Annotated in this window: 16 protein-coding genes; 3 read left to right on the forward strand and 13 right to left on the reverse strand. The window is 49.6% G+C overall.

Going from position 1 to position 21577, the window contains the following annotated elements; translation table 11 throughout:
- Window positions 1-516: 516 nt before the first annotated feature.
- From V3C10_19620 to V3C10_19635, 4 genes are read right to left on the reverse strand one after another with little or no spacing between them, the layout of a single operon-like run.
- Window positions 517-1965, reverse strand: coding sequence for a phospholipase D-like domain-containing protein (locus tag V3C10_19620; GenBank protein ID WVP61485.1), 1449 nt, complete (start codon window positions 1963-1965; stop codon window positions 517-519).
- Window positions 1962-3059, reverse strand: coding sequence for an NAD(P)H-dependent oxidoreductase (locus V3C10_19625; protein ID WVP61486.1), 1098 nt, complete (start codon window positions 3057-3059; stop codon window positions 1962-1964). The genes V3C10_19620 and V3C10_19625 overlap by 4 nt, the downstream gene beginning before the upstream one ends.
- 44 nt (window positions 3060-3103) lie before the next feature.
- The gene (locus V3C10_19630; protein ID WVP61487.1) at window positions 3104-4354 is read right to left on the reverse strand and encodes a lactate dehydrogenase; all 1251 of its coding nucleotides are present in this window, start codon (window positions 4352-4354) and stop codon (window positions 3104-3106) included.
- Between the two features lie 18 nt (window positions 4355-4372).
- Entirely contained in the window at window positions 4373-9220 is a 4848-nt protein-coding gene (locus V3C10_19635) for a cytidyltransferase-related domain protein (protein WVP61488.1), read from the reverse strand.
- A 761-nt stretch (window positions 9221-9981) separates the two neighbouring features.
- Here V3C10_19635 and V3C10_19640 point away from each other — a divergent pair.
- From V3C10_19640 to V3C10_19650, 3 genes are all read left to right on the forward strand, one after another.
- Window positions 9982-10662, forward strand: coding sequence for a TIGR00266 family protein (locus tag V3C10_19640; protein WVP61489.1), 681 nt, complete (start codon window positions 9982-9984; stop codon window positions 10660-10662).
- A gap of 117 nt (window positions 10663-10779) precedes the next feature.
- A complete protein-coding gene (locus tag V3C10_19645) occupies window positions 10780-11175 on the forward strand; it encodes a transcriptional repressor (GenBank protein ID WVP61490.1) in 396 nt (131 codons plus the stop codon).
- A gap of 154 nt (window positions 11176-11329) precedes the next feature.
- Window positions 11330-11875 (forward strand): NADH peroxidase, encoded by a 546-nt coding sequence (locus V3C10_19650; GenBank protein WVP61491.1) that lies wholly within the window; start codon window positions 11330-11332, stop codon window positions 11873-11875.
- Window positions 11876-12075: 200 nt separating this feature from the next.
- On the opposite strand, the gene V3C10_19655 is transcribed toward V3C10_19650, so the two are convergent.
- The 9 genes from V3C10_19655 to V3C10_19695 all read right to left on the reverse strand — a co-directional run bounded on the left by V3C10_19655 (window position 12076) and on the right by V3C10_19695 (window position 21577).
- Complete coding sequence (locus tag V3C10_19655) at window positions 12076-12951, reverse strand: bifunctional 5,10-methylenetetrahydrofolate dehydrogenase/5,10-methenyltetrahydrofolate cyclohydrolase (GenBank protein WVP61492.1); 876 nt, start codon at window positions 12949-12951, stop codon at window positions 12076-12078.
- Window positions 12952-13812 (reverse strand): 3-methyl-2-oxobutanoate hydroxymethyltransferase, encoded by an 861-nt coding sequence (gene panB, locus V3C10_19660; protein WVP61493.1) that lies wholly within the window; start codon window positions 13810-13812, stop codon window positions 12952-12954. It abuts the gene before it with no gap.
- Between the two features lie 52 nt (window positions 13813-13864).
- A complete protein-coding gene (locus V3C10_19665) occupies window positions 13865-14827 on the reverse strand; it encodes an NAD(P)-dependent oxidoreductase (GenBank protein WVP61494.1) in 963 nt (320 codons plus the stop codon).
- Between the two features lie 48 nt (window positions 14828-14875).
- Window positions 14876-16801, reverse strand: a complete 1926-nt coding sequence (locus tag V3C10_19670; protein WVP61495.1) for a TRAP transporter permease — start codon at window positions 16799-16801, stop codon at window positions 14876-14878.
- Window positions 16802-16898: 97 nt separating this feature from the next.
- Window positions 16899-17978, reverse strand: coding sequence for a TAXI family TRAP transporter solute-binding subunit (locus V3C10_19675; protein WVP61496.1), 1080 nt, complete (start codon window positions 17976-17978; stop codon window positions 16899-16901).
- A gap of 241 nt (window positions 17979-18219) precedes the next feature.
- Complete coding sequence (locus V3C10_19680; GenBank protein WVP61497.1) at window positions 18220-19131, reverse strand: LysR family transcriptional regulator; 912 nt, start codon at window positions 19129-19131, stop codon at window positions 18220-18222.
- Window positions 19132-19265: 134 nt separating this feature from the next.
- Window positions 19266-20231: a D-2-hydroxyacid dehydrogenase gene (locus V3C10_19685; GenBank protein WVP61498.1), complete on the reverse strand. Its 966-nt coding sequence runs from the start codon at window positions 20229-20231 to the stop codon at window positions 19266-19268.
- 22 nt (window positions 20232-20253) lie between these two features.
- The gene (locus tag V3C10_19690) at window positions 20254-20934 is read right to left on the reverse strand and encodes a GntR family transcriptional regulator (protein ID WVP61499.1); all 681 of its coding nucleotides are present in this window, start codon (window positions 20932-20934) and stop codon (window positions 20254-20256) included.
- 241 nt (window positions 20935-21175) lie between these two features.
- Entirely contained in the window at window positions 21176-21577 is a 402-nt protein-coding gene (locus V3C10_19695) for a DUF126 domain-containing protein (GenBank protein ID WVP61500.1), read from the reverse strand.

The raw sequence follows: 21577 nt of genomic DNA on the forward strand, positions 1-21577 counted from the left end.
GCACCGGCGGATTCCAATGTCCCCTTCGGAATGTTTTCTCCCTCCTTCCCAGGGCAGGTTATCGACCGGGACTGAAGACCAGCGAAGGGGGTCGGCCCCGTTCGTCATCTTCAGAAGCTGATTGTCTCTTTCCTCAAGTGTGTGGGGGGGGTATTGTCGCAGCCACTACATGGTTGAGATACTTTTAAATAGAACAATTCAGCGGCCGCAGGCCAAGGATCGGGATGGCAAAAACCTTCGCGTCTTCAGTCCCGGTCCATAACCTGCCCATGGGGGAGGAGGGAGAAAAAGATTCCGAAGGGAACCTGGGAGTTCATTGGTACTTACCGAGGTCTTTTCGAGGTTAGTACCATTATGTACTCCGAAGAGCGCAAGCGTTTCCCGCAGGAACTTTTTCTGCCCGGATTCCCCACCCGCGACAACCTACAAACCGGGACTGAAGACTCACCCCCTCCCTCTCACCATCCCGCCCCCTAGCCGTAACCGGCGGCGTTCTCCTCCCTCAACTAATCCCCCTTAAATAAGAAACCGAAACGGCGCCATCACAATCCCGGTCACCTTCATCGCAAGCTTTTTCCAGCCTGGAATCTCCGCCACCGTGATTCCGGATGGAACCTCATACTCCGTCTCATCGATCACCTTCCGGCATCCCTTCTCAATCGCCTCAAGATTCCCGTTCAATTCCTTTGTCAGATCTTTACTCTTGATAACAAGCATCAGCTCCGTGTCGAGATAGGTGCTCCTCAGATCAAAATTGTAGGACCCGACCGCCGCAATATCATCCCCCAACGTAAAGGACTTTCCGTGGGTCGAAATTCCCCCGTCATACTCATAGAGCGGGATTCCCATGGAAATCAGGGACTTCTTCCGGTACAGATAATCGCTGGATGCAAAAAAGTTGTCCCCATTTTCCACTGAATTAAAGACGATTTTCATATTTGGGACCGCCGCTTTTACTTCTTTAAGACGTTTCTCCATATATGTATTGCATACAAGATAGGGCGTGTGGATGGCGGTCTCCTCTCCCCTGGCCTCCATAAGCTTTGTGAGCTGATAAAATACCATGGGTTCCTTCCCATATATTCCTGTGGGGTTTGACACAAGGCAGATTCCCTCTGTTTCTACGGTGCGATCTTCATAATCAGTCTGTTCGAATAGTTGCGGATTGTCTCTCCTGAGGGTTCTCATCCTCTCCCTCAACATTTCCCTTTCGTCTGACACACTCTTTTTTTCTGCCAGCTTTTCGCTGTCGGCAAAGGGTTTCGTCACGTCCAGGTTCCAGACACCCTCAAAATACTTCTCAACTTCATACAGGGAACTATCGCTTCCCTCCCCGGTCCCATGGGCGGGATTGTAAATAAGCACCTCCCGGTCGAGGCTCTCATGCTCCGTGCCGTAGGTCCCGATAAAATAATCGAATGAATTGCGGCCCCCCAGAATATATCCGATGTCATCCACAATCACATATTTGTCATGCATCCGTCCCTGGGTTTTCCAGGGTTCCAGGAGATTAATCGGGTTATAGTGGCGTATTTCAATATTGGGATGGGAGCCGACGGCCTGAAACAGGCTCCTTCCCGTCATCCTGACCAGACCGGAAAATCCGTCGACCAGGATTTGTACATGGACTCCCTGGTCGGCTTTCTCAAGGATCAGGGCGAGCAGATCTTTCGTGCTCTCTCCGTCCCTCATATCAAAGGTTGAGAGTATAATCCGCTCTTTCGCCTGATCCATCAGACGAAGCCGTTCCTCCCAGGCGCTTGCATTCGTCTCCAGAATCATGGCGCGGTCGGAAAACCTGTTTTCCTTATCTTCTCCGCTCACCATTGCCTCAAGTCCCGGAAGCAGCGCCGTTCCTTCCTCCACTTCCTTATAGGTGAGGAATGGAACTACGGCCCCGACGGCCAGATACAGGATGATCAGCAGAGGAAGAAGCCAGAGCCGTCCCTTTTTGCGGTATTTCATTCTGCTGCCTCTTTTTTCAGTGTTTTTGTAATATTTTCTGCAAACTGCTCAATTCTCTCTTCGATACCGGGTAATTTCATCGCGGTGCCCGCGTTGTTGGCTGTCTCCAGCATCGCAAAATTTCCCGGAAGATAAAAGGTTTTATTCATATTGAGGGCGGCAATCAACTGCTCCGCCACAATATCGCTTCCGGAATAACCTGAAACCACAATCCCGAACAGCGCTTTGTCATAAAACCGCGTCGTTCGGAACAAAGCCGTCAGCCGGTTGATAAATGCCGTCAGATTGGCGGACAGGGCATCATTGTAGTTAGGGCACAGCATCACGAGGGCATCCGCTTTCTTAACCGCCGGATAAACATCCTCCGCGATGATTCCGCCGTAAAAGCAGCTTCCCTTCTCGCCAAAGTGAAGGCACATTTTGTACGGACAGCCGGAACAGTCGGAAAGTGTTCCGTTTCTCAGCCCGATTTCCGTGATGTCAAAACCGTCCAGCCGTTCCCTGACCGCATTCCAGAGTGCAAATGTGTTGGAAGTCTGGTGGCTCGATGCGTGAAGAACCAGGAGATTGGGCCGGTCCGACAGGGGCCGGTCAAATTCCATGATTTCATGCACCAGGATTTCAACGCTTTTTTTGTATGCGCTTTTCAGATCCGTTTCCATGTTGCCGGCTACGATGGTAAAATTGGACAGCGTTTTCGTCCCCTCCACCAGGGGGCGTCCCACAAAGGTACAGCCACAGCAGTTTGCGGTAAAGGTAAGTTCTCTGGCCGCCGATTTGGTGTAAAGGTCGCTGTCACCGTCCATGACAACGCCCCCCGTCCAGCCGTTCAGGCTTTCCGGGTTCTCCCTGAGGAAGCGCAACACCCTGTAATACTCCGGGTTGATGCCCGTCTTACCGAGACAGACGGCAAACAGCAGCCGTTTTGTGCCGTACTGCGCCGTCTTATCCGTAAAATATCCCATCTCATCCGCGCTGTGGATAAAATGGACCTTAAGTCCGTCAAGTGCGGCCAAAAGCACCTCTTCAAGCCGTCCGGACTCCTCGCCGGATTCTCCCTGAAGCTTAATCACTGTTATATCTGAACTGTTCAAAAAACCGCTTCCTTTCTTACGGGAATTCGTTTATCAATGTCAGGTTATACAATTTTCTTCAAATTATCCTCGGCCAACACGATTCTTTCATAAAGTTTTTCCGGCAGAGGAAGCACTTCCGTCTCAAGCCCGGATGCAGTGTACCTGTTTTTCACTCCCATATAGACGCCGCCAAGGAAAACGGAGCCGCAGTGCCAGGCGCCGCGCATCATCAGCACAAGAGAGATTGCCCCCGAAGAATACGCCGGTGCAATGAACGGCTTAAAACCGATGGCTCTCATATGAAGATTCGCCGTCACGGTCAATTCGGTCAGTTCTTTTGACAGTTCGTCATTGTAGTGTTCAATGGAATCCGCAACAACCAGATCCTGGCCGTGGGGGCCGAAGGAACGTCCTTCCGTCAGGAACTGTCTGAACCTCTCATCGCGCTTTGCATAATAAGCGGCGCGGGCGTTCATTACACCCAGGCCGAATCCATGGACCTGTTCCGGACGGAGGCCCTGATGATCCAGAACCCCGTTTTCATTCTTATTGCTCTCCAGCCATGCCGTCTTGGCAAGAGGATCCACCGGATCGGAAACCACGGCAAACAGTCCTTTAAAATGTTCCGCCCTGGCCTGTCTTGCGTACTGGGCGACGATCTTGGAATTGTTTTCAAACTGGTACATTCTCACGTCCTTGACACCGGAGCCAACGGGAGGAATCCCCTTGGAGGCCACAAATACGAAGACGTCACATTTGAAGAGATCCTCCGGCTTTACGATGTCAACCTCCGGAAGGGCATCGTAATCCCACGGATAAGCAATCTGGTTTTCTTCAAATTCCCATCTTGCCGTCACTTTATCGGAAATATCACAGATTCCGATGGAACTTATCACATCACCTCCCAGCAGATGGAGCCCCGTGAGGAGCGTGCTGCCCACATCACCGATGGCAAGCACGTTGACGCGTTTTTTGCCGCCTTCCTGCTTCTCCTTTACAATCTCTGCAAATTGGGGATGACGCATGTTTACAGCGCGCATCTTACCTTCCCGGATCACTTCCCGGATCGTTTCATCCACTTCTTTTCCCTCTGCGGCTTCGGCCAGTTTTACGCTGCTCAGCCAGGAAACATTCTCACTCTCTGCAAACAGCATGGCCGGATCATTTACCCGGAAGGATGCCCGGCAACTTCCCGGCTCCCTGTCGAACAGATAGATAAGAGATGTGATTTTCTCCGGTTTTTCCGCCTTCTCATAGGGCAGATCTTTCTCCAGTGAACAGCAGAGCTGTCCCTCCACTTTATAATAATACATTCTGTCTCCTCCTTATTATTATAATTCCCGCCCTATGGCTTTCTTCGTCCGGTAAAGCATCTGGAGATCATTTTCCAGATAGACGGACGCAGCCAGGTTCGGGTCATAGCTTACACAGTCTCCCTTATCCGGACAGAGCGGAAGGATAACCGCTTCCGACAGACGGCTCAGAGTCAGGTTTCTTGCAAACTGATCCCGGTACTCCGCCTCGAGGACCAGCAGGATATCACGCGCGTTCCTGATACAGCAGGCGGAAAATTCAAACAATGATTCACTGCTGCAGTCCTTAAGCGGCGGAACGGCATACGGCAGTATCAGGTTGATGGAAGGCGTAAGCCCCGCCACCTGCACCGTATCGCGGCGCACCGTGTCGCCTCCGATAAACGGATAGAGTGTGGATTCCACAAACCAGAATTTGAGGTTCGGCACAAAATAAACGCTGTCTGCCTCCACGCCTTTTGTTGCCAGCGTATCCCGGCCATATCCGGAAATCACACCCAGAATGATTTTCTTTATCTCTACCCGCGCCTCGCTGAGCATCGGTTCCAGCGCCTCAAAACGGCCTCCGCGGTGCAGCAGGTCATCCACCAGGATAACGGGGCGGTCAAACGACTTAATTGCCCGGATCTGGCTGCTTAACGGTGAATAGTAAGGGAATGCCTCGATGGCATCTTCATTCAGGTCCGGCGAAAAAACCTTATCTGTATGGAGCGTTTTTGTAACCGTATTCGGGATGACCTTTCCCCTGAGGATTTTTCCAAACGGCACACACATGGCCTCTCCAAGGCTCCTTGGAACCACCGGCTCCCTCGGAACTTCATTCAGGGAAGTAATCATATCCACCAGACGGTGGTAAATCAGGCTGGCCGAAAGCGACAGCACGAGCTGCCCGGGATAAAATCCGGTCATTGCCATCTGTAAATCCTGGTGTGCCTTGTAGATCGCCTTCAGCACGCGCGGATTGCTGGAAAACGGCTCCTTTAAGGTCGTCTCCAGGTTCTGCATTAACAGAAGGGGCGCATGCATATCGACCAGGAACAGCGGCGCCTCCTCCTGGAACTCGGGCGCTTTCACAAAACCCTGGCGTTCGATAGCCGAGAGCACACGCTCAGGGCAGCGTCCCTCATACGGGAAAAACAGGGCGTAGCCACACCGCAGCGGCAGGGAACGGGCAATCACTTCCGCCAGCAGAAGCTGTTCCGCATCGTATATCATCGGATCCTTTTCCACATGGATTCCCGATATCAGGAGAATTTCCCCCGATGTGTGGCGGCGGACCAAGTCTGCCAGATCTACTTTTTTAAGCACCGTAAACAGCTCATCCGGCGCCAGAGAGCGGAACCTTGCCACTCCCACCAGCCTGTTATCGTCCACGGTATTTCTCAGAAGCAGCAGGTGATCCCCTGAAATACGGATCGATTCCATAAGCTGTTCCCTGTGATCCTCTTCCTTCAGGATACGCTCCGAAATTTCTTCTAACAGCGCTTCCTCCGGCTCCTTTACCTCCTCGAAAGCAATAGCTCTGGCCCGTATAATCGGTTTATATTCCGGTTCCCGTAAATACAATCCGTTATAATAGATGTACTCCTGGACAGAGGGATCGATCAGGTTGGAAATATCGCGGTTCATATCGATATTTTCCCTGATTTTCGTGGAACTGATATCCTCTAAATGCTCCGGCAGTTCCAGTTCAAAGACCTTGCCGGTAATGGATTCCATCATCTTTCTGTTATATTTGTTGTCCGAACGCTTGTCGCCGACACGCCGGAACGCAATGTGGTTCATGGTATGGATGGAATGTTCGCAGGGTTTCTTCTTATAAGAAGAAGCATTGGCTATCACGTCGCTGCCTGCTACAATATAGACCTCCCTGCCTTCAAACACTTCTTTCAGCCGTTTTAAGTCCGCCGGGTTTGCAATGTTGACCGGAATATCGTCCGGAAACAGGTTCACATGGAATTCGTCGGCCACCGACATATTGACAATCTGGCGGCGGATCAGGTGGGGCTGCGCTTTTTTAGACCAGGAGAATTCATCCACGGCCAGGTACACCTCGTAGCCCATATTTCTAATCTCACGGACAATCTCTTTGTGGGACAGCGTAAAGGGGTCAAAGGTTCCCGGGAAAAATGCCACCTCATTTCTCTCCTCAATTTGGAATTCCCCTTCATTCAGCCGGTATGCCGTAATGAAACGGCAGATATTGGACAGGGCTGCCGCACGGTAAAATGCGGTCAGTTCATCCCCTTTATTTTCATTGAGCAGGAACAGCAGTTTTCTGAAACAGAGGGAGAAAATCTCATTCTTTTCACTGCATGTAAGGCGGTTTGACCCAAACACGGTCTGGCCGATTACAAGCAGGGCCTCCTGGCGCACTGTTTCCCTGTAGTTGGCAAGTCCGTTTAACAGCATGCCCAGGAACCTTCTGCGACGACGCTCCCAGCGCTCCGGCTCATCCTTAAACCGCTCCCTGTAGCACGGATAGCATTCCAGCAGAATTCCCACCGTGTCAAGAGCCACCGAGACAATCCTGTCGTTGGGGCTGGCCATCAGGCTGCTCAGATACACCAGGATCTCATCAAGCTGCTCGGGCGGCAGCCACAGGGCCGACTCTCCCAGATAGCGGGGAATGTATTTGGAGAATTCATATTCTCCCACCTCCAGGCCTTTCACCAGCTCGACGGAAATTTCGTTCCGCTGATCCGGCGTCAGAAGTTCGATAATCCGCAAAAGCGCCTGGCCCGCATCGTGGCGCACGACAACGTGCTCACTGACTTTGATCAGGTTGGAAAAATGGGCGGCAATGTGGAGAATGTGCTCATATTTCCCGTGGTCTATCTGATCTACCAGCAGTTTTATGTTAACCGCCTTGATGATCCAGGGTGTAGACGTCTTCAGGTTATCCAGAAAAATATCGGAAACCACGTCCCGCTCGTAAAGCTCTTTCTGCTGAAGCTCCGTATCGTAACCCAGATTGTTTAAAACGCGGTACTGAAGGAATGTCATTGTAATGTTTCCTTCCACGGTCGCATTCATCACGCACTCAGCGATCGCCTCACAGCATGGATGGGCCGGCTGGTATGCCGTAATCAGCTTAAACGCCCTCCACGCGGCAATCCGAACCTCCAGTTCGTCCGCCCCGGCCTCGTAAACCGCAAAGTTTCCGACGCGGCCCAGTTCTTCCTCGTTAAACTGTTCAAACGGCATAAAGTGCACCGTGTCGAGAAGGACAAAGGCCTCCCCCGGTTCCAGTTCCTCTCCCCTCTCATACCACTTTAAAAATGCCCGGAGAAAATGATGGAAGTCCGCGGCACCCGCATACTCTACGATTGAATCCAGAACCACCTTCAGGTTATAGCGTATACGGCGTTTCTGCTGGACAGTGAGCTTGTGGTCGGGACGGATGATCATTTCCAGATATTCATTCCACAGTTCCATCACCCTGGCTTCGGCAATATCTGGCATATCGGCCGGTCTCTCTTTCCGGTATCCTGCATTGAACTGGGCAATGACATGGCCGAGAAGCTTCGCGGCCTGAGCCCTGATATCGCCCTCTCTGTGCATCAGGAGTTCATAAAGGAATCCCAGTGTCTGCTCTTTCTGCTTGTCGTTTGTATAGGTGAAATATTCTTCAAAAATATTCAGGTATGCACGAATATTCTTCCAGCTTTTTTCGCTCCTGGCCGCCTCCAGCAGGTTTCCGAACTGCCGTTCCGCAGCCATGCGGTGCATGATCTCGATATTATGTTCAATTCCCATAAATACCAGGGATTCTATCGTCTGCTCCGTATTTCTGAGTGAAATATCGGGAAGGGCGGCGCGTTTCTGCGGGTGGCCGTCTAGGTTTACATCGACTCCCAGTGAGCGCATGTAGTCCTCAAAGTCATGCAGCTTGGAGTAGACGAAACGGTACCGGTTCAGCTTTGTCTCATCCACATTGTCCAGCTTGGAAAGGATGACATTGAACGCCTCGTCCAGACTGGAGATATAGGTGATTTCCCGTCCGTCTTCGCCGCGGCTCTGTTTGACCCGGAAGTCGGAGTAGATTAAGACCAGGGATTCCACCGACAGGTTCTCCGGCTCCAGATCCCAGGTGGAATGGTTGGCCGCAATATGGCCGGTATATTCCATGGAGTGATTGTTGAACCACTGGTTTGTATAATAATAGTGAAGATAAGGCACACGCTCGTTGGGCTTGCAGCCGAATTTACCGAGATCATGGCCTGCGGCAGCTCCCGAAGTCAGTGTCAAATCGATTGGCAGCCCCGCTTCGGCAAGTCCCCGTCCGACCGTCATGGCCACATAGTGGACTCCTGCAATATGTTCCAACGTTCTGAACGGAGTTACCTCCGCGTTCAAACGCATCATTTCGTAGATATATTCTTTGGCAAATGTATTTTTAAACCGGATATATTCCTCGAATGATTCAAATTTATGCGCTTCTTCATCGCTCAGGAAGCCAAAATCATAGAGGGAATCAAAAGGAATTACCTCCCGCTCCATATCGAAGAAATATTGGAGAACTTCCAGGTAGAATAAGGCCCCGGCCGAGAATCTGCCCGTGGCTTCCGTGAATGCCTCATCGGGATAGAGAATGTGGCAGACATACTGATAAGTGAATTTCATCCAGCCCTCTTCGGGTTCGCGTCCTAAGAGCGCGAGGGGCTCCTCACAGATTTCGTATACCGTGCGGCAGGAAACCCGCTTTTTAATCGGGATGAGACGCGTGAGCTGCTCCTCCCAGTGTTCTTTATTCATTAACATCAGAATGTTTTTCTTGCTGAGCCCTGATTCCTCCAGGAATTCTTTTCGGCACAGCCGTTCGGTTAAATCGGTGATGATTTGACGGATTTGTTTTTTGCTCATTCGGGGATCCTCCTTGGGGTGGGATTGGGGGGTAAGCGTGAGAGGGGGGGATGGGGGGGATGCTGCCTGGGACGGGGCCCAGGGACGCTGTGGGGGGAATGTTGCTTCTCTCTACTCCGCAGGGGAGTTCGATTCCGCTTCGCTCCATCTCACTCGCGGGCATTCGCCCTATCACCAAATATCCAAGACACAATTTGCTTGTGAGCTGGCTCCCGGGAGTTTCTGGGGCGTTCCTCTACTCCGCAGGGGAGTTCGATTCCGCTTCGCTCCATCTCACTCACGGGCATTCGCCCTATCACCAAATATCCAGAACACAATTTGCTTGTGAGCTGGCTCCCAGACAAATTGTGTTCTGGATATTTGGTGGCCCTGCTCTTTGCTTACGCGTACATTATACCACCTCCCCCCTCCTCAATCCAGTTTTTTTCTTTTTATGGCTTTTGCTGACGCTTTTTACCGTTTCTGTCCACAGGTAGTATTTTGTGAGTGGAGCGTAGCGAAAGTCACAGAAAACCCGAGGGTTGCGGCGCGACGCAACGAAAAATGCGCGATGCGGACTTTTCATTACAATCAACAGCGTTTTTTGCCGTTTCTGTGCATCGCGCAGCGTGTTACTGGGCACGGAGTGAACAGTAACTTTTTACCAGCTCTTTTTTACCATTTTCTTAATTTCTCTCTTCCTGCTTCTTTTTCTGCTATAATGTCAGTATGCTTTTATTTTTAACTTTTTATTATCTTTACATATTATAAGGAGGTCTTTTATGCAGTATGAAATTAAGGGCGGGAATCTTCCTGTTGTTATCTGTTCGCTGGAGAATGGGGAGTCTATGTTTAATGAGAGCGGGGCTATGTGCTGGATGAGTCCTAATATGGAGATGAATACTTCCGGGGGTGGGATTGGGAAGATGTTTGGGCGGATGTTCTCGGGTGAGAATATGTTTCAGAATATCTATACGGCCCGCGGCGGCAACGGGATGATCGCGTTTGCTTCTTCTTTCCCCGGTTCTATCAGAGCTGTTGATATTACTCCCAATTCTGCACTTGTTGTACAGAAAGCAGGGTTTCTGGCGGCTGAAGCTGGGGTTGACCTCTCTGTTTTCTTCCAGAAGAAAGCCGGCGCCGGTTTCTTCGGCGGCGAGGGTTTTATTATGCAGAAGCTGTCCGGCCAGGGTACTGCGTTCCTTGAAATTGACGGGGCTGCGGTGGAATATGATCTTGCGCCAGGCCAAAAGATGATTATTGATACCGGTTATCTTGCCGCCATGACCGAAACCTGCTCCATTGATCTGCAGGCCGTAAAGGGGGCAAAAAATATGCTGTTTGGCGGCGAAGGCTTTTTTAATACCGTGATTACGGGGCCAGGGCATATTATTTTACAGACTATGCCGGTTTCTAAGACTGCTATGTGCATGTATCAGTATATGCCTCACTCCAGTAATTAAGGAGAAAATGAGGACGCCATTGAAAGTAAAACAATAAAAAACATTTGACAAATCTGCTTGAATGGATCATAATATAAACAGTAACTATTATTAATATCACAATAAGAGAGGCTGCTTATGAAAACACTCAAGTACAGCCGCCAAAGGGAATCCATTAAAACCTGCCTGATGGGGCGTAAGGATCATCCTACCGCTGACGCCTTATACACCTGCATCCGGGAACAGTTTCCCAATATCAGTCTTGGTACCGTGTACCGGAATCTGAATCTCCTGGTGGATTTAGGCGAAATACGCAAGTTTTCCTGTGGGGATGGAACTGACCACTTTGATTATGATACCTCCCCTCATTACCACTTCGTATGTAAACAGTGCGGAAAAATCATGGATATCTCTATGAATGCGGCAAAGGGACTGGAGGAAGAAGCGGGCAAGCATGTTAATGGAACGATTGAAGATCACACTATTTTCTTCTATGGTACCTGCGGTGACTGCTCTTCTGCATCCGGCCAGTAATATTTAAAAAAATCTTTAAAATCTGTATTGACAGATGAAACAAGTTGTGGTATCTTAATATCAGTAATCATTATCATTATTGATTTTGATTACTGATAGACACAACACCAATTAAATTAATATTAATATATGTAAAGAAAAGGAGAGATTAACGATGAAGAAATTTGTATGTATGGTATGTGGTTATGTTCATGAAGGTGAAGCAGCTCCGGAGAAATGTCCAGTATGTAATGCACCGGCTGAGAAGTTCAAAGAGCAGGCAGCAGATATGAGTTGGGCCGCTGAGCACGTTGTAGGCGTAGCACAGGGCGCAAGTGAAGATATTATGATGGACTTAAGAGCTAACTACGAAGGCGAATGTAAAGAAGTTGGTATGTATCTTGCAATGGCAAGAGTTGCTCATAGAGAAGGCTATCCTGAGATTGGTTTATACTGGGAAAAAGCTGCTTACGAAGAGGCTGAGCATGCTGCTAAATTTGCAGAGTTACTCGGCGAAGTAGTAACAGACAGCACAAAGAAAAACCTTGAGATGCGTGTAGAAGCTGAGAACGGCGCTACAGCAGGTAAGTTTGACCTTGCAAAACGTGCGAAAGCTGCCAACCTTGACGCAATCCATGACACAGTTCATGAAATGGCCAGAGACGAGGCCCGTCACGGCAGAGCATTTGAAGGTCTGTTAAACAGATACTTTGGTAAATAATTTTAGCACCACAGCGCAATTACTATAAACAACTTGCAATTTATAAAGTGAAATACTCCTCCACCATTTAAACATAGAAAAGTCTCAGAGTATACCGGTTTACCTGCCGGGCTCTGAGACTTTTTTATTGGGTGGCAATGAAAAGTCCGCGGAGCGTGCTTTTCGTTGTTATTTAAAATTTGGTGCAGGGGAAACTATGTTCAGGCATCTTCTGACGGATCCTCTGTTTCCCGGAGAGCCGCATCCACCACATGCTCCATCAGGATGCAGGATGTGACGGCTCCAACGCCGCCGGGAACCGGTGTAATAGCTTCCACTATCGGCTCAACCGCATTAAAATCTGCGTCGCCGCACGTCTTTCCATCGTTTCCCATATTTACGCCCACATCGATCACAATCTGCCCCGGACGTACATGTTCCGCCCCAATCAACCCGGCGCATCCCGCCGCGGATACAAGCACGTCCGCTTCATTGCAGAGACGTTTTACTTCCTCCGGTGCCGTAAATATATGGCAGACGGATACTGTCGCCTCCTCGTTCAGTAAAAGCAGGGAAATCGACAGGCCTACATTAATTCCTTTGCCTACTACGGTTACTCTTCTGCCCTTCAGAGGGATCTGATAATACTTCAGAAGTTCCAGGCAGGCCGCCGCCGTACAGGGAGCGTATTCATTATACGCCCCCGTGACCATCCTGCCCATGGAGGCTGCTGTTATGACGTCCACATCTTTCTCCGGTTTGAGAATCTCCAGTATTTTCGCCTCATTGAACCGTTTTGGCAGCGGACGGAATATCAGACAGCCGTGAATATTGGAATCCGTATTGATTTCTTGCAGCACCCGGCACAGTTCTTCTCCGGAAATTTCTTCTGCAAGCGTAATCTGCTTTACCTTTATTCCCAGCTTTTGCGCCTGTTTCATTGCGCCCCGCTCATAGGCGATGTCGTTTCCCCTGCTGCCGGCCCGAACAATTCCAAGGGTGGGAACCACTCCCCTTTTCTGAAGGATTTCACATTTTTTCCCGATTCTCCGGCGCACATTTTCCGCGACCGGCTCTCCTCTCAACAGAAATGCCATCTAAACTCCCTGCTCTTTCAAAAGTTCCTGAAGTTTTTCTTCCTCGCCCGCTTTCATCTTATAGCAGTGCTCCGGGGCCGGGTAGGTGCCGTCATGGCACTCCTCTACGAAACGGCCCACTGCATCCAGGATTATTCCTCTTACGTCGGCATATTTTTTTGCAAACTTCGCATTTTTCTCATAGAAGCCCAGTAAATCATAAAAATTAATCATCGGGCTGTCGCTGTAAGGTCCGCATCCTGTTCCCAGGATCGGGATGTTGCTGCGCTCATAAATAATCTTGGCAACCTCGGCCGGTACTGCTTCCACCACGATTGCGATGGCTCCCGCCTCCTCAAATGCCTTTACTTCTTTGATCAGCTCAACCGCCGCCATCATGTCGCGTCCCTGGGTTTTGTATCCTCCCTGCTGAAGCGCCTTCTGCGGGGTCAGTCCCGTATGGGCAATGACAGGGATACCTGCCTTTGTCAGCGCCGCAACAGTGTGGGCGATTTCCATGCCGCCCTCGATTTTAACGCAGTCCATGCCTGCCTCACGGATATAGCGTCCGGCGTTTCTTATGGCTTCCTCGTCGCTGATCTGATAGGAAAGGAACGGCATATCTCCCATGATAAATGCGCTTGGCGTTCCTGCGCGCACTGCCTTTGCGTGCTCAATCATAATATTCAAATCCGCCTCATTTGTCGTCTTGTGTCCCAGCATAACGGTTGCAATGGAATCACCCATATTGATAATCTCAATTCCGGCTTCCTCCGCTAATACGGCCATCGGATAATCATAGAGCGCCGTTCTCGCCAGCTTCTCCCCTTTCGCCTTCTTCTCCAGAATATAGCTCAGCGTCACCTTTTTTCTTACTTCCATCCCTGTACTCCTCCTCATATATTTTCTCAGTCCTATTTCATTTTGTGTTTGATTATCTTACCTTGTCATCCAGCCCATAGAATTCCACAACCCCGCTCAGAATGTGTTCCCCTATCCCGTCGTATGCCTCATGGGTGCTGCCGCCGATATGCGGGCTGACGGTAAATCCCTTTGAGCCAAACAGTTCGGATTCCAGTTTTGCATTGTCGCCCAATCCTTTTCCCGCCAGCTCATTTTCCAGCACATCCGTGCTGAAACCGGCAAGCCGGCCGCTTGTCAGAGCCGCTTTGGCCGCAGATTCGTCCACGACTCCGCCCCTGGCGCAGTTAATCAGGATTGTTCCATCTCTCATCTGCTCAAATTCTTTCGTCGAGATCATTCCACGCGTCTCGTCGGTCAGCGGTGTGTGGGCGCTTATGTAATCGGAGGCGGCGCAGAGTTCTCCCAGCGTTTCGATTTTGGTAACACCCTTTTCCTCCATTGCCGCTGCATCCACATAAGGATCGTAGGCTAACACCTTCATGTCAAAGGCCTGCGCCAGATGGGCAACCCGGCTTCCGATTTTTCCGAGGCCCACAAGGCCAAGTACATGGCCTTTTAATTCATGGCCGGTGTACTTGTATTTGTTCCAGATGCGTTCCTCCTGTACCTCTCGGTCCCCTTCCATCGTGAAACGGGATAAATCAAGCATTTTTGATATCGTCAGCTCCGCTACCGCATTGCAGTTGATACCCGGCGCATTCAGAATACGGATTCCCAGTTGCGCCGCATACTCCAGGTCGATATGATTGGTTCCCGTTGAACAGACCGCTATCATCTTAACCCGTTTCGCCGCCGCATCCAGTACCTCCCTGCCTATTTTCGGATCAACGCGCATAATTAAAAGGTCGTAATCCGGGAGCAGTTCTTTCAGTTCGTCCACAGCCGGCAGAATCTTAATATCCACCTCTACTCCGCGTTCACGCAGCCCCGTGGCGATCACCTCGGAAACCCGGTCAATAATTAATGCTCTCATTCTATAACAACTCCTTCCTATATTCATTCAAATTCATTGACTGGTTCATCAATCAACATCATCAGTAGTCAACGTCTTGTTTTTCTTCAGTCTCCGGCTCTGTATATACTGGCCGCCTATCACCACAATGAATATCGCATAACAGATAAGATCGGTCTTGATTCCCGGCCAGATGCCGCAGACTGCGCAGACCGCCATCAGTATCCGTTCCAGCGGATTCAGTTTGCGGAACACAAATCCTTCAAAACAGGCGCACATGCAGAACAGACCTACAAAGCTGGAGAATATGATAGAAACAATCGACAGTACATTTCCCTGCAGCAGCAGTTCCTGGTGGTATACGAACATAAACGGCAGTATAAATCCGGGAAGTCCCAGCCTTGTGGCCGTGACCGAGGTCTTAAAATAGTCTGCCTTGGCAATCTTCGAGGCGACCAGGGCTGCGCTGGCGACCGGCGGCGTGATGTTTGCCAGAGCCGCATAATAGTAAATAAACAGGTGGATGGCAAGCTTGTCAAATCCCAGTTCCACCAGGACACTGCCGGCAAGGGATGCCACCAGAACATAAGCGGCCGTCGTCGGGACCCCCATACCGAACAGGATTGTCACCGCCATGGTCAGAATCAGTGCAACCAGGCCCACACTGCCGGAAAGTGTTTTAATAAAGAATACAATATTCATGGCAAGACCCGTCATGACGAAGATCTGTGTGACAATTCCCATCGCCGCACAGGCCGCTGCAACCGTCATAGCGCTTTTGGCCCCGCTTACCAGGCCGTTGTATAAAAATCCCCAGAATTGACGGGTGAAAATAAATTTCGGGTTGTGCAGCGAATTTTTCACCGCATAGCAGATGACCAGTATCACGCAGCCCAGAAATGCGCTTCGCATTACCGAGGTTCCTGAAATCAAAAGGACAATAATTGCCAGCAGTGGGAGAAAGAAGATTCCATCCTCCTTCATCAGCTTCTTCTTATCCGGAATCATTTCGTCCGGAAGAGGTTTGAATCCGCAGCGCAGTGCGCGCATATGTACGGAAATTCCTGTCGTTACATAGTACATAAGCGCCGCCGGCAATGCGCAGAGTGCAATCTTAGCGTAGGGAACTCCGATAATCCCGGCCATAATAAAGGCTCCGACTCCCATGACGGGAGGCATAATCATGCCGCCTGTCGATGCGACCGACTCGATGGCGCCCGCGTAATGCGGCTCGTATCCCCTGTCCTTCATCATCGGGATTGTAAATGTGCCGGTGGAGGCCACGTTTGCCACGGCGCTTCCGTTGATGGAACCAACCAGGCCGCTTCCGATTACCGCTGCCTGCGCCGCGCCGGAACGTGTTTTTCCGCCGATGGCAATCGCAATATTAATAAAGAACTGTCCCGCGCCGCTGGATTCCAGCAGGCCTCCAAAAATCATGAACAGAACAATATAGGTGGCCGAAACATTCAGGACCGTTCCAAAAATTCCATACAGATATGTGGTAACGCTGGCGATCAGCCTTGGCCAGCTGTATCCACCGTGATGAAAAAGTCCTGGCAGAAATTTCCCAAAGTGTCCGTACAGCAGGGAAATAACAACCAGCCCCGGCAGAAGCAGCCCATAGGTACGCCGCGTGGCCTCCAGGACGGCCAAAATCATAAGCAGTCCGATGATGGTGTCCATTCCCGTGTATCTGCCCGCCCTGTTCAGCAGAGCTTCAAAGTTTACAAAGATATAGGCGGTGGAAACAAGGGCCATTATTAAAAAGCAGATGCTTGCTATTTGTGACAAATACACGCGGCGCGGATTCTTATCTTCTTTGATTGTCATTGCGCTCAAAAATACCAGCGCCAGTGCAAAAGCAAGGTGGATATCCATATGCTTGGTGGGATCCATGGTCGGTATCATCACCTGCCAGAGATGGTAAACACTCATAGCAAAAGCCGCAACAGGAAAAATCTTACCTGCAATTTTGCTTATTTTGTTTTCCATGTAAAATTCCTTTCTTTAATCTGGTGAAAAACCCGGACATCCGGTCCGGCGGTCCGGGTTTCCCGTTATAATATGGTTCCTTTACCCGGTTCCCTTTTTACTGGCCGATTGTATAAGCGTCATCCCATACACCCACCTCTTTAAAATATTTTGCGGCGCCCGGATGGAGCGGTACTTCTTTAGGCAGGCCGTGAAGTGCGTTTTCAGCGGTAATGCATTTAGCGGGGGCATAGTAGCTCTCCAGTGAATCTACATTTTCACAGATTGTTTTTACAAATGTATAGGCAACTTCCTCACTCATCGCCGCAGAAGCAAACTGCTCAGCCGGAGCAGCCATATTAACGTAATCGCCTTCTACAAACGGCAGTGTTCCGCCCGCAATGACGGACTGGAAAAAGTCCTTGCTCTTGCTGCAGGCCAGTTCAATTTTTTCCGGATCCTGAGGGAGCGCCCGGCAGTCAACCGTCGTATAAAGTGATTCCAGATAGGACGCGGGTACTTTCGCACTGCAGAAGCCCCAAATCATGTCCACGGTTCCGTCTTTCAGTGCGTCCACAGCCTGATCATTGGCCAGATTGAGCATCTTACAGTTGCTGTCATCGTAGCCATAGGCCGACATAAGCGCCGTGGCCATCGATGCGATTCCGGAACCGGAAGGCCCCAGGACTACGGTCTTTCCCTGCAAATCTTCCAGTGACTGGATACTGCTCTTATCTAGTACAATCGCCACGCTCTCTACATCATACAAATCCATCAGCGCAAGGATTTTATCATTGGCTCCGTCCTCCGCAAATGGCCCCTGTCCCACATAGGCGTCATACATCTGTGTGGTATGTCCAATGTTAATGTCACCGGAAGACAGCAGACGGCAATTCTCAATGGAACCGCCTGTTGCCTGTACCGTGACGGTCATATTCGGTATCTTCTCCTGAAGAACGGAAGCGCATGCTGTCCCCATCAGCTGAATCGTGCCTCCCAGGGTGCCGGTTCCCCATGTTAAATCCGTCTTTTCAAGCGTTGTCTCCCCGGATGCCCCCTGTTCCCCCGCCGATTGTTTCGTAGTTTCCGCATCGGTTTTCGCCGACGAAGCGCTTCCCGAGCCCCCACAGCCGCTTAACCCGCCGAGCATTGCTGCTAAAATAGTTAACATAAAAATCCGAGTACCTGTTTTTTTCATGTGTTTTCCCCTCCTTATAGCGTTTGCCTGACTCACCAAAATAAGCCAAAATGATTTATGTAGTTAAATCATATATTACAATGTTTTATAAGTACACGATCTATAAATCATTTGAACTATAACTTTTTGTCATAAGTCTATAAACATGCATCCGGATCGGGAAAGCAACGGTTTCGGTATAAAAAAAGAACCTCCGGCCGTCATTGCCCGGAAGTTCCATCTGTTCTTTTCCTTTATTCTGTTATCCGTCTGTCTCCTGCAGCTGTCTTCTCTGTTCAAAATACTGCACTACAAACCGCTCAAACAGCTTAATAATATAAGTTTTGTACGTATTTTTATTCTGCATCAGAGTTCCCTCCCACGGGAATCTCTCCTTTAAGGGAATAATTGTCACCCCGGGACTTAAATGACTCTGTACGGCATAGGGACGTGGCAGAATGCAGATTCCCCTGTCGCACTCCGTCATCTGGAGCATAAAATTGACCTTGGAGCTGGATATATTCACTTTTGGGATAAATCCGGCCTTCACACAGCGTTCTGTAATCTGCTGGGACAAAGCGGATGAATAAGTATAAAGATTAAATTTCTGATGCTCCAGTTGTTCGAATGTAACGCACGGATACCGGGACAGCGGATTTTCTACGGATGCAATCACAACCATCTCATCCTCAAACAGGACGGTATCCTCCAGTTCCGGAAAGGATTCCCCTGTAATCCCGAGGGCCAGATCCAAACTGCCGTCAAGAAGCATCTTTCTCAGCCTCCGGCTCCCATCCTCTATCAGCTGTAATTCAATATCCGGCCACTGTCTGTTAAAATTTGTCACAATGTCAACCACATAAAGAGATGCTATCATCGGGGTAACACCCAGTTTCAGTTTCCCAACCGGCGCCGAATGCATGGTCTCAACAAAGGCGGACAGTGAGTCAAACTCCGCAATGATTGGCACGACACGCTGATAAAACTGCTCCCCATAGTCCGTCAAATAAACTCCGCTCTTTTGAACCCGGAAAAGCGGCACTTTCAGTTCCCGCTCCAGTTTCTTTATCAGCTTGCTCAATGCCGGCTGGGACAGATACAGGCGCTCCGCAGCCCGCGTATAACTCTGATCCCGGGCAACCTGTACAAAATATTTAAGAACTTTTATATCCATCCGAACCACCTCCCAAAACGTTGCCCGCACACTCCCCGGCCAGGTCACCGCCTTCAATAAAGGAGCAAACGGCTTTTGGCCATATTGCTCCTCTTTTCTCTATTGATGCTCTTTTCTTTATTACTGCTCTGTTCTTAATTCACCTGATTTACCGGCTTTCCGGCCGCATAAGCCGCCAGATTATCAGCCGCTGTCTCCAGAAGTCTTGCCCTGCTCTCTTTGGCCGCCCACGCAATATGCGGGGTGATGATGCAGTTTTGCGCAGTAAGCAGAGGATTCTCCATGGATATCGGTTCCTCCGAGACGACATCCAGGCCTGCTGCATACACTTTTCCACTGTTCAGCGCTTCGGCGAGGTCTTCATCCACAATAAGGGCTCCTCTGGAACTGTTCAGCAGAATGACTCCGTCCTTCATCCCTGCGATTGTCTCCCGGTTGATCATTCCCCTGGTATCCGGGAATAACGGACAATGGAGAGCGATGACATCGGATTCCCGTAACAGTTCTTCCCGCTCCGCAAACTTCACATTCTCGTTCTCCAGTTCCGGCTTCCTGAAACCGTCGTTATAGAGAATCTTCATTCCCATTGCAGCGGCGATGGCGGCCGTCCTCTGTCCAATCCGTCCAAAGCCTACAACACCCATAGTTTTTCCCGACAGCTCAATAAGCGGGTAATCCCAGAAACAGAAATCCGGCTGATTCCCCCATCTTCCCTCCCTCACGGCGTCTCCGTGATGGCCGACGCGGCTGCAAATTTCCAGCAGCAGAGCGATCGTAAACTGGGAAACCGAGTTGGTTCCATAGGTCGGGATATTACATACAGGGATATTCTTCTCCCTGGCCGCGGCAATATCGATACCATCATATCCGGTTGACAATAAACCGATGTAACGGATAGAGGGACAACTTTCAATTACCTTCCCGGTCAATGGTACGTTGGATACCAATACAGCCTCCGCATCTCCTATCCTCTCAATAATTAAATCCACATCGTCGGCGGGAGTCCTGTCATAAATCCTTAATTCTCCCAGCTCCTCAAAACGCTTCCAGCTTAAATCACCCGGATTCTTTACATATCCGTCTAATATTACAATTTTCATTGCTCTCTTCCTTTCTACAGCGCTAAAGCTCCAGATGTTTCAAAAGCAGTTCCAGGGACCATTCCAGGTGCGCGCTGAGCGCCGTCTTCAATTTCTGAAGATCCCTCTCTTTCAGACAGTCCAGCAAATCCAGGTGCTGTTTCGTGCTCTCCTCCAAATCGAGGGATATACTGTACGAAATAACTCTGTAGCGATCTACATTAAAATAAATCTGATCCATCAGGATTTTAATATATCCGTTATTTGATTTCTGGACAATCAAATCGTGAAACTGACTGTCCAGCTTGCTGAATTCCATCCTGTCTATCTCTTCACCGGCTGCGTGCCGGTCAAGTAGGGACTGAAGGCTGCTCCTTACTTCTTCTATCTCTTCGTCGGTAATCTGAAAAATCGAAGTCTCGCAGGCAATTAATTCGAGCGCCTCCCTGACCTCATATATATTTCTTACATCCTTTGATGTGAGTGGCTTTAAGAAGGTTCCCAGACCTTTCCTGGATTCCAGGAATCCCTCTGCCTGCAGGCGGCGTATCGCCTCCCTCACAGGTGTCCGGCTCATGTTCAGATAAGCGGCCAGCTGATTCTCACTTAATAACTCACCCGGGCTTATCTCCTCTTCAATAATCAGATTTTTGATTCCATCATAAGCCATCTGTACGTAGCTCGGCTTCTGCGTTTTTCTTAATAAACTCTTCTGTTCGCCCATTCACATAATTCCTTGTCTGAAAATTTTATAAATCTTTTCGGCAATAACAATACAAATTAAAAATGGTATCCATACGCCTGATTAATTATGATCATTTTACTATTAAATAAGACACCTGTCCAGAGCGTGTTTGAAAATACATTCTGCTTAAAAAGGTGTCTTATCATGATTGTTTACAGTTTTGACTATTATTGTGGCTCTAATAAACAGTACACAACATTATTGGAAATAATTCTAAAAACTACAATATCTCTATAATTCCATTATCGGCATCCACTCTGATTATATCCCCATCCTTTACATCCTCATAAAAAGCCGGGTCAACCTTATCCACCATCGGCACTTCCATGATAATGGCACTCGATACAAGAACGGTCTCCGGGAACTGCACAATCATCGCAGCCGGCATGTTCTGATGCATCTTAAGCTGGTATAAACCATCTGCCTGAACTACAGAACTTCCCTTTCCACCCGGGAATATCAGCACTTTCTTTGCCACCGATCTTCCCTCCAGATCGTGGGCCTTCTCAATAACCTCCCCTGTTTCAGGGTTCATCAGATAGAACATAATGTGATCCTTTGAAACGATTGCCTCCGCCTCTGCAGAACCTTCCGATATTTTATGGCAGCTGTATTTTTTCAT

Source organism: [Clostridium] symbiosum (genome assembly GCA_036419695.1).
Classification (GTDB): domain Bacteria; phylum Bacillota; class Clostridia; order Lachnospirales; family Lachnospiraceae; genus Otoolea; species Otoolea symbiosa_A.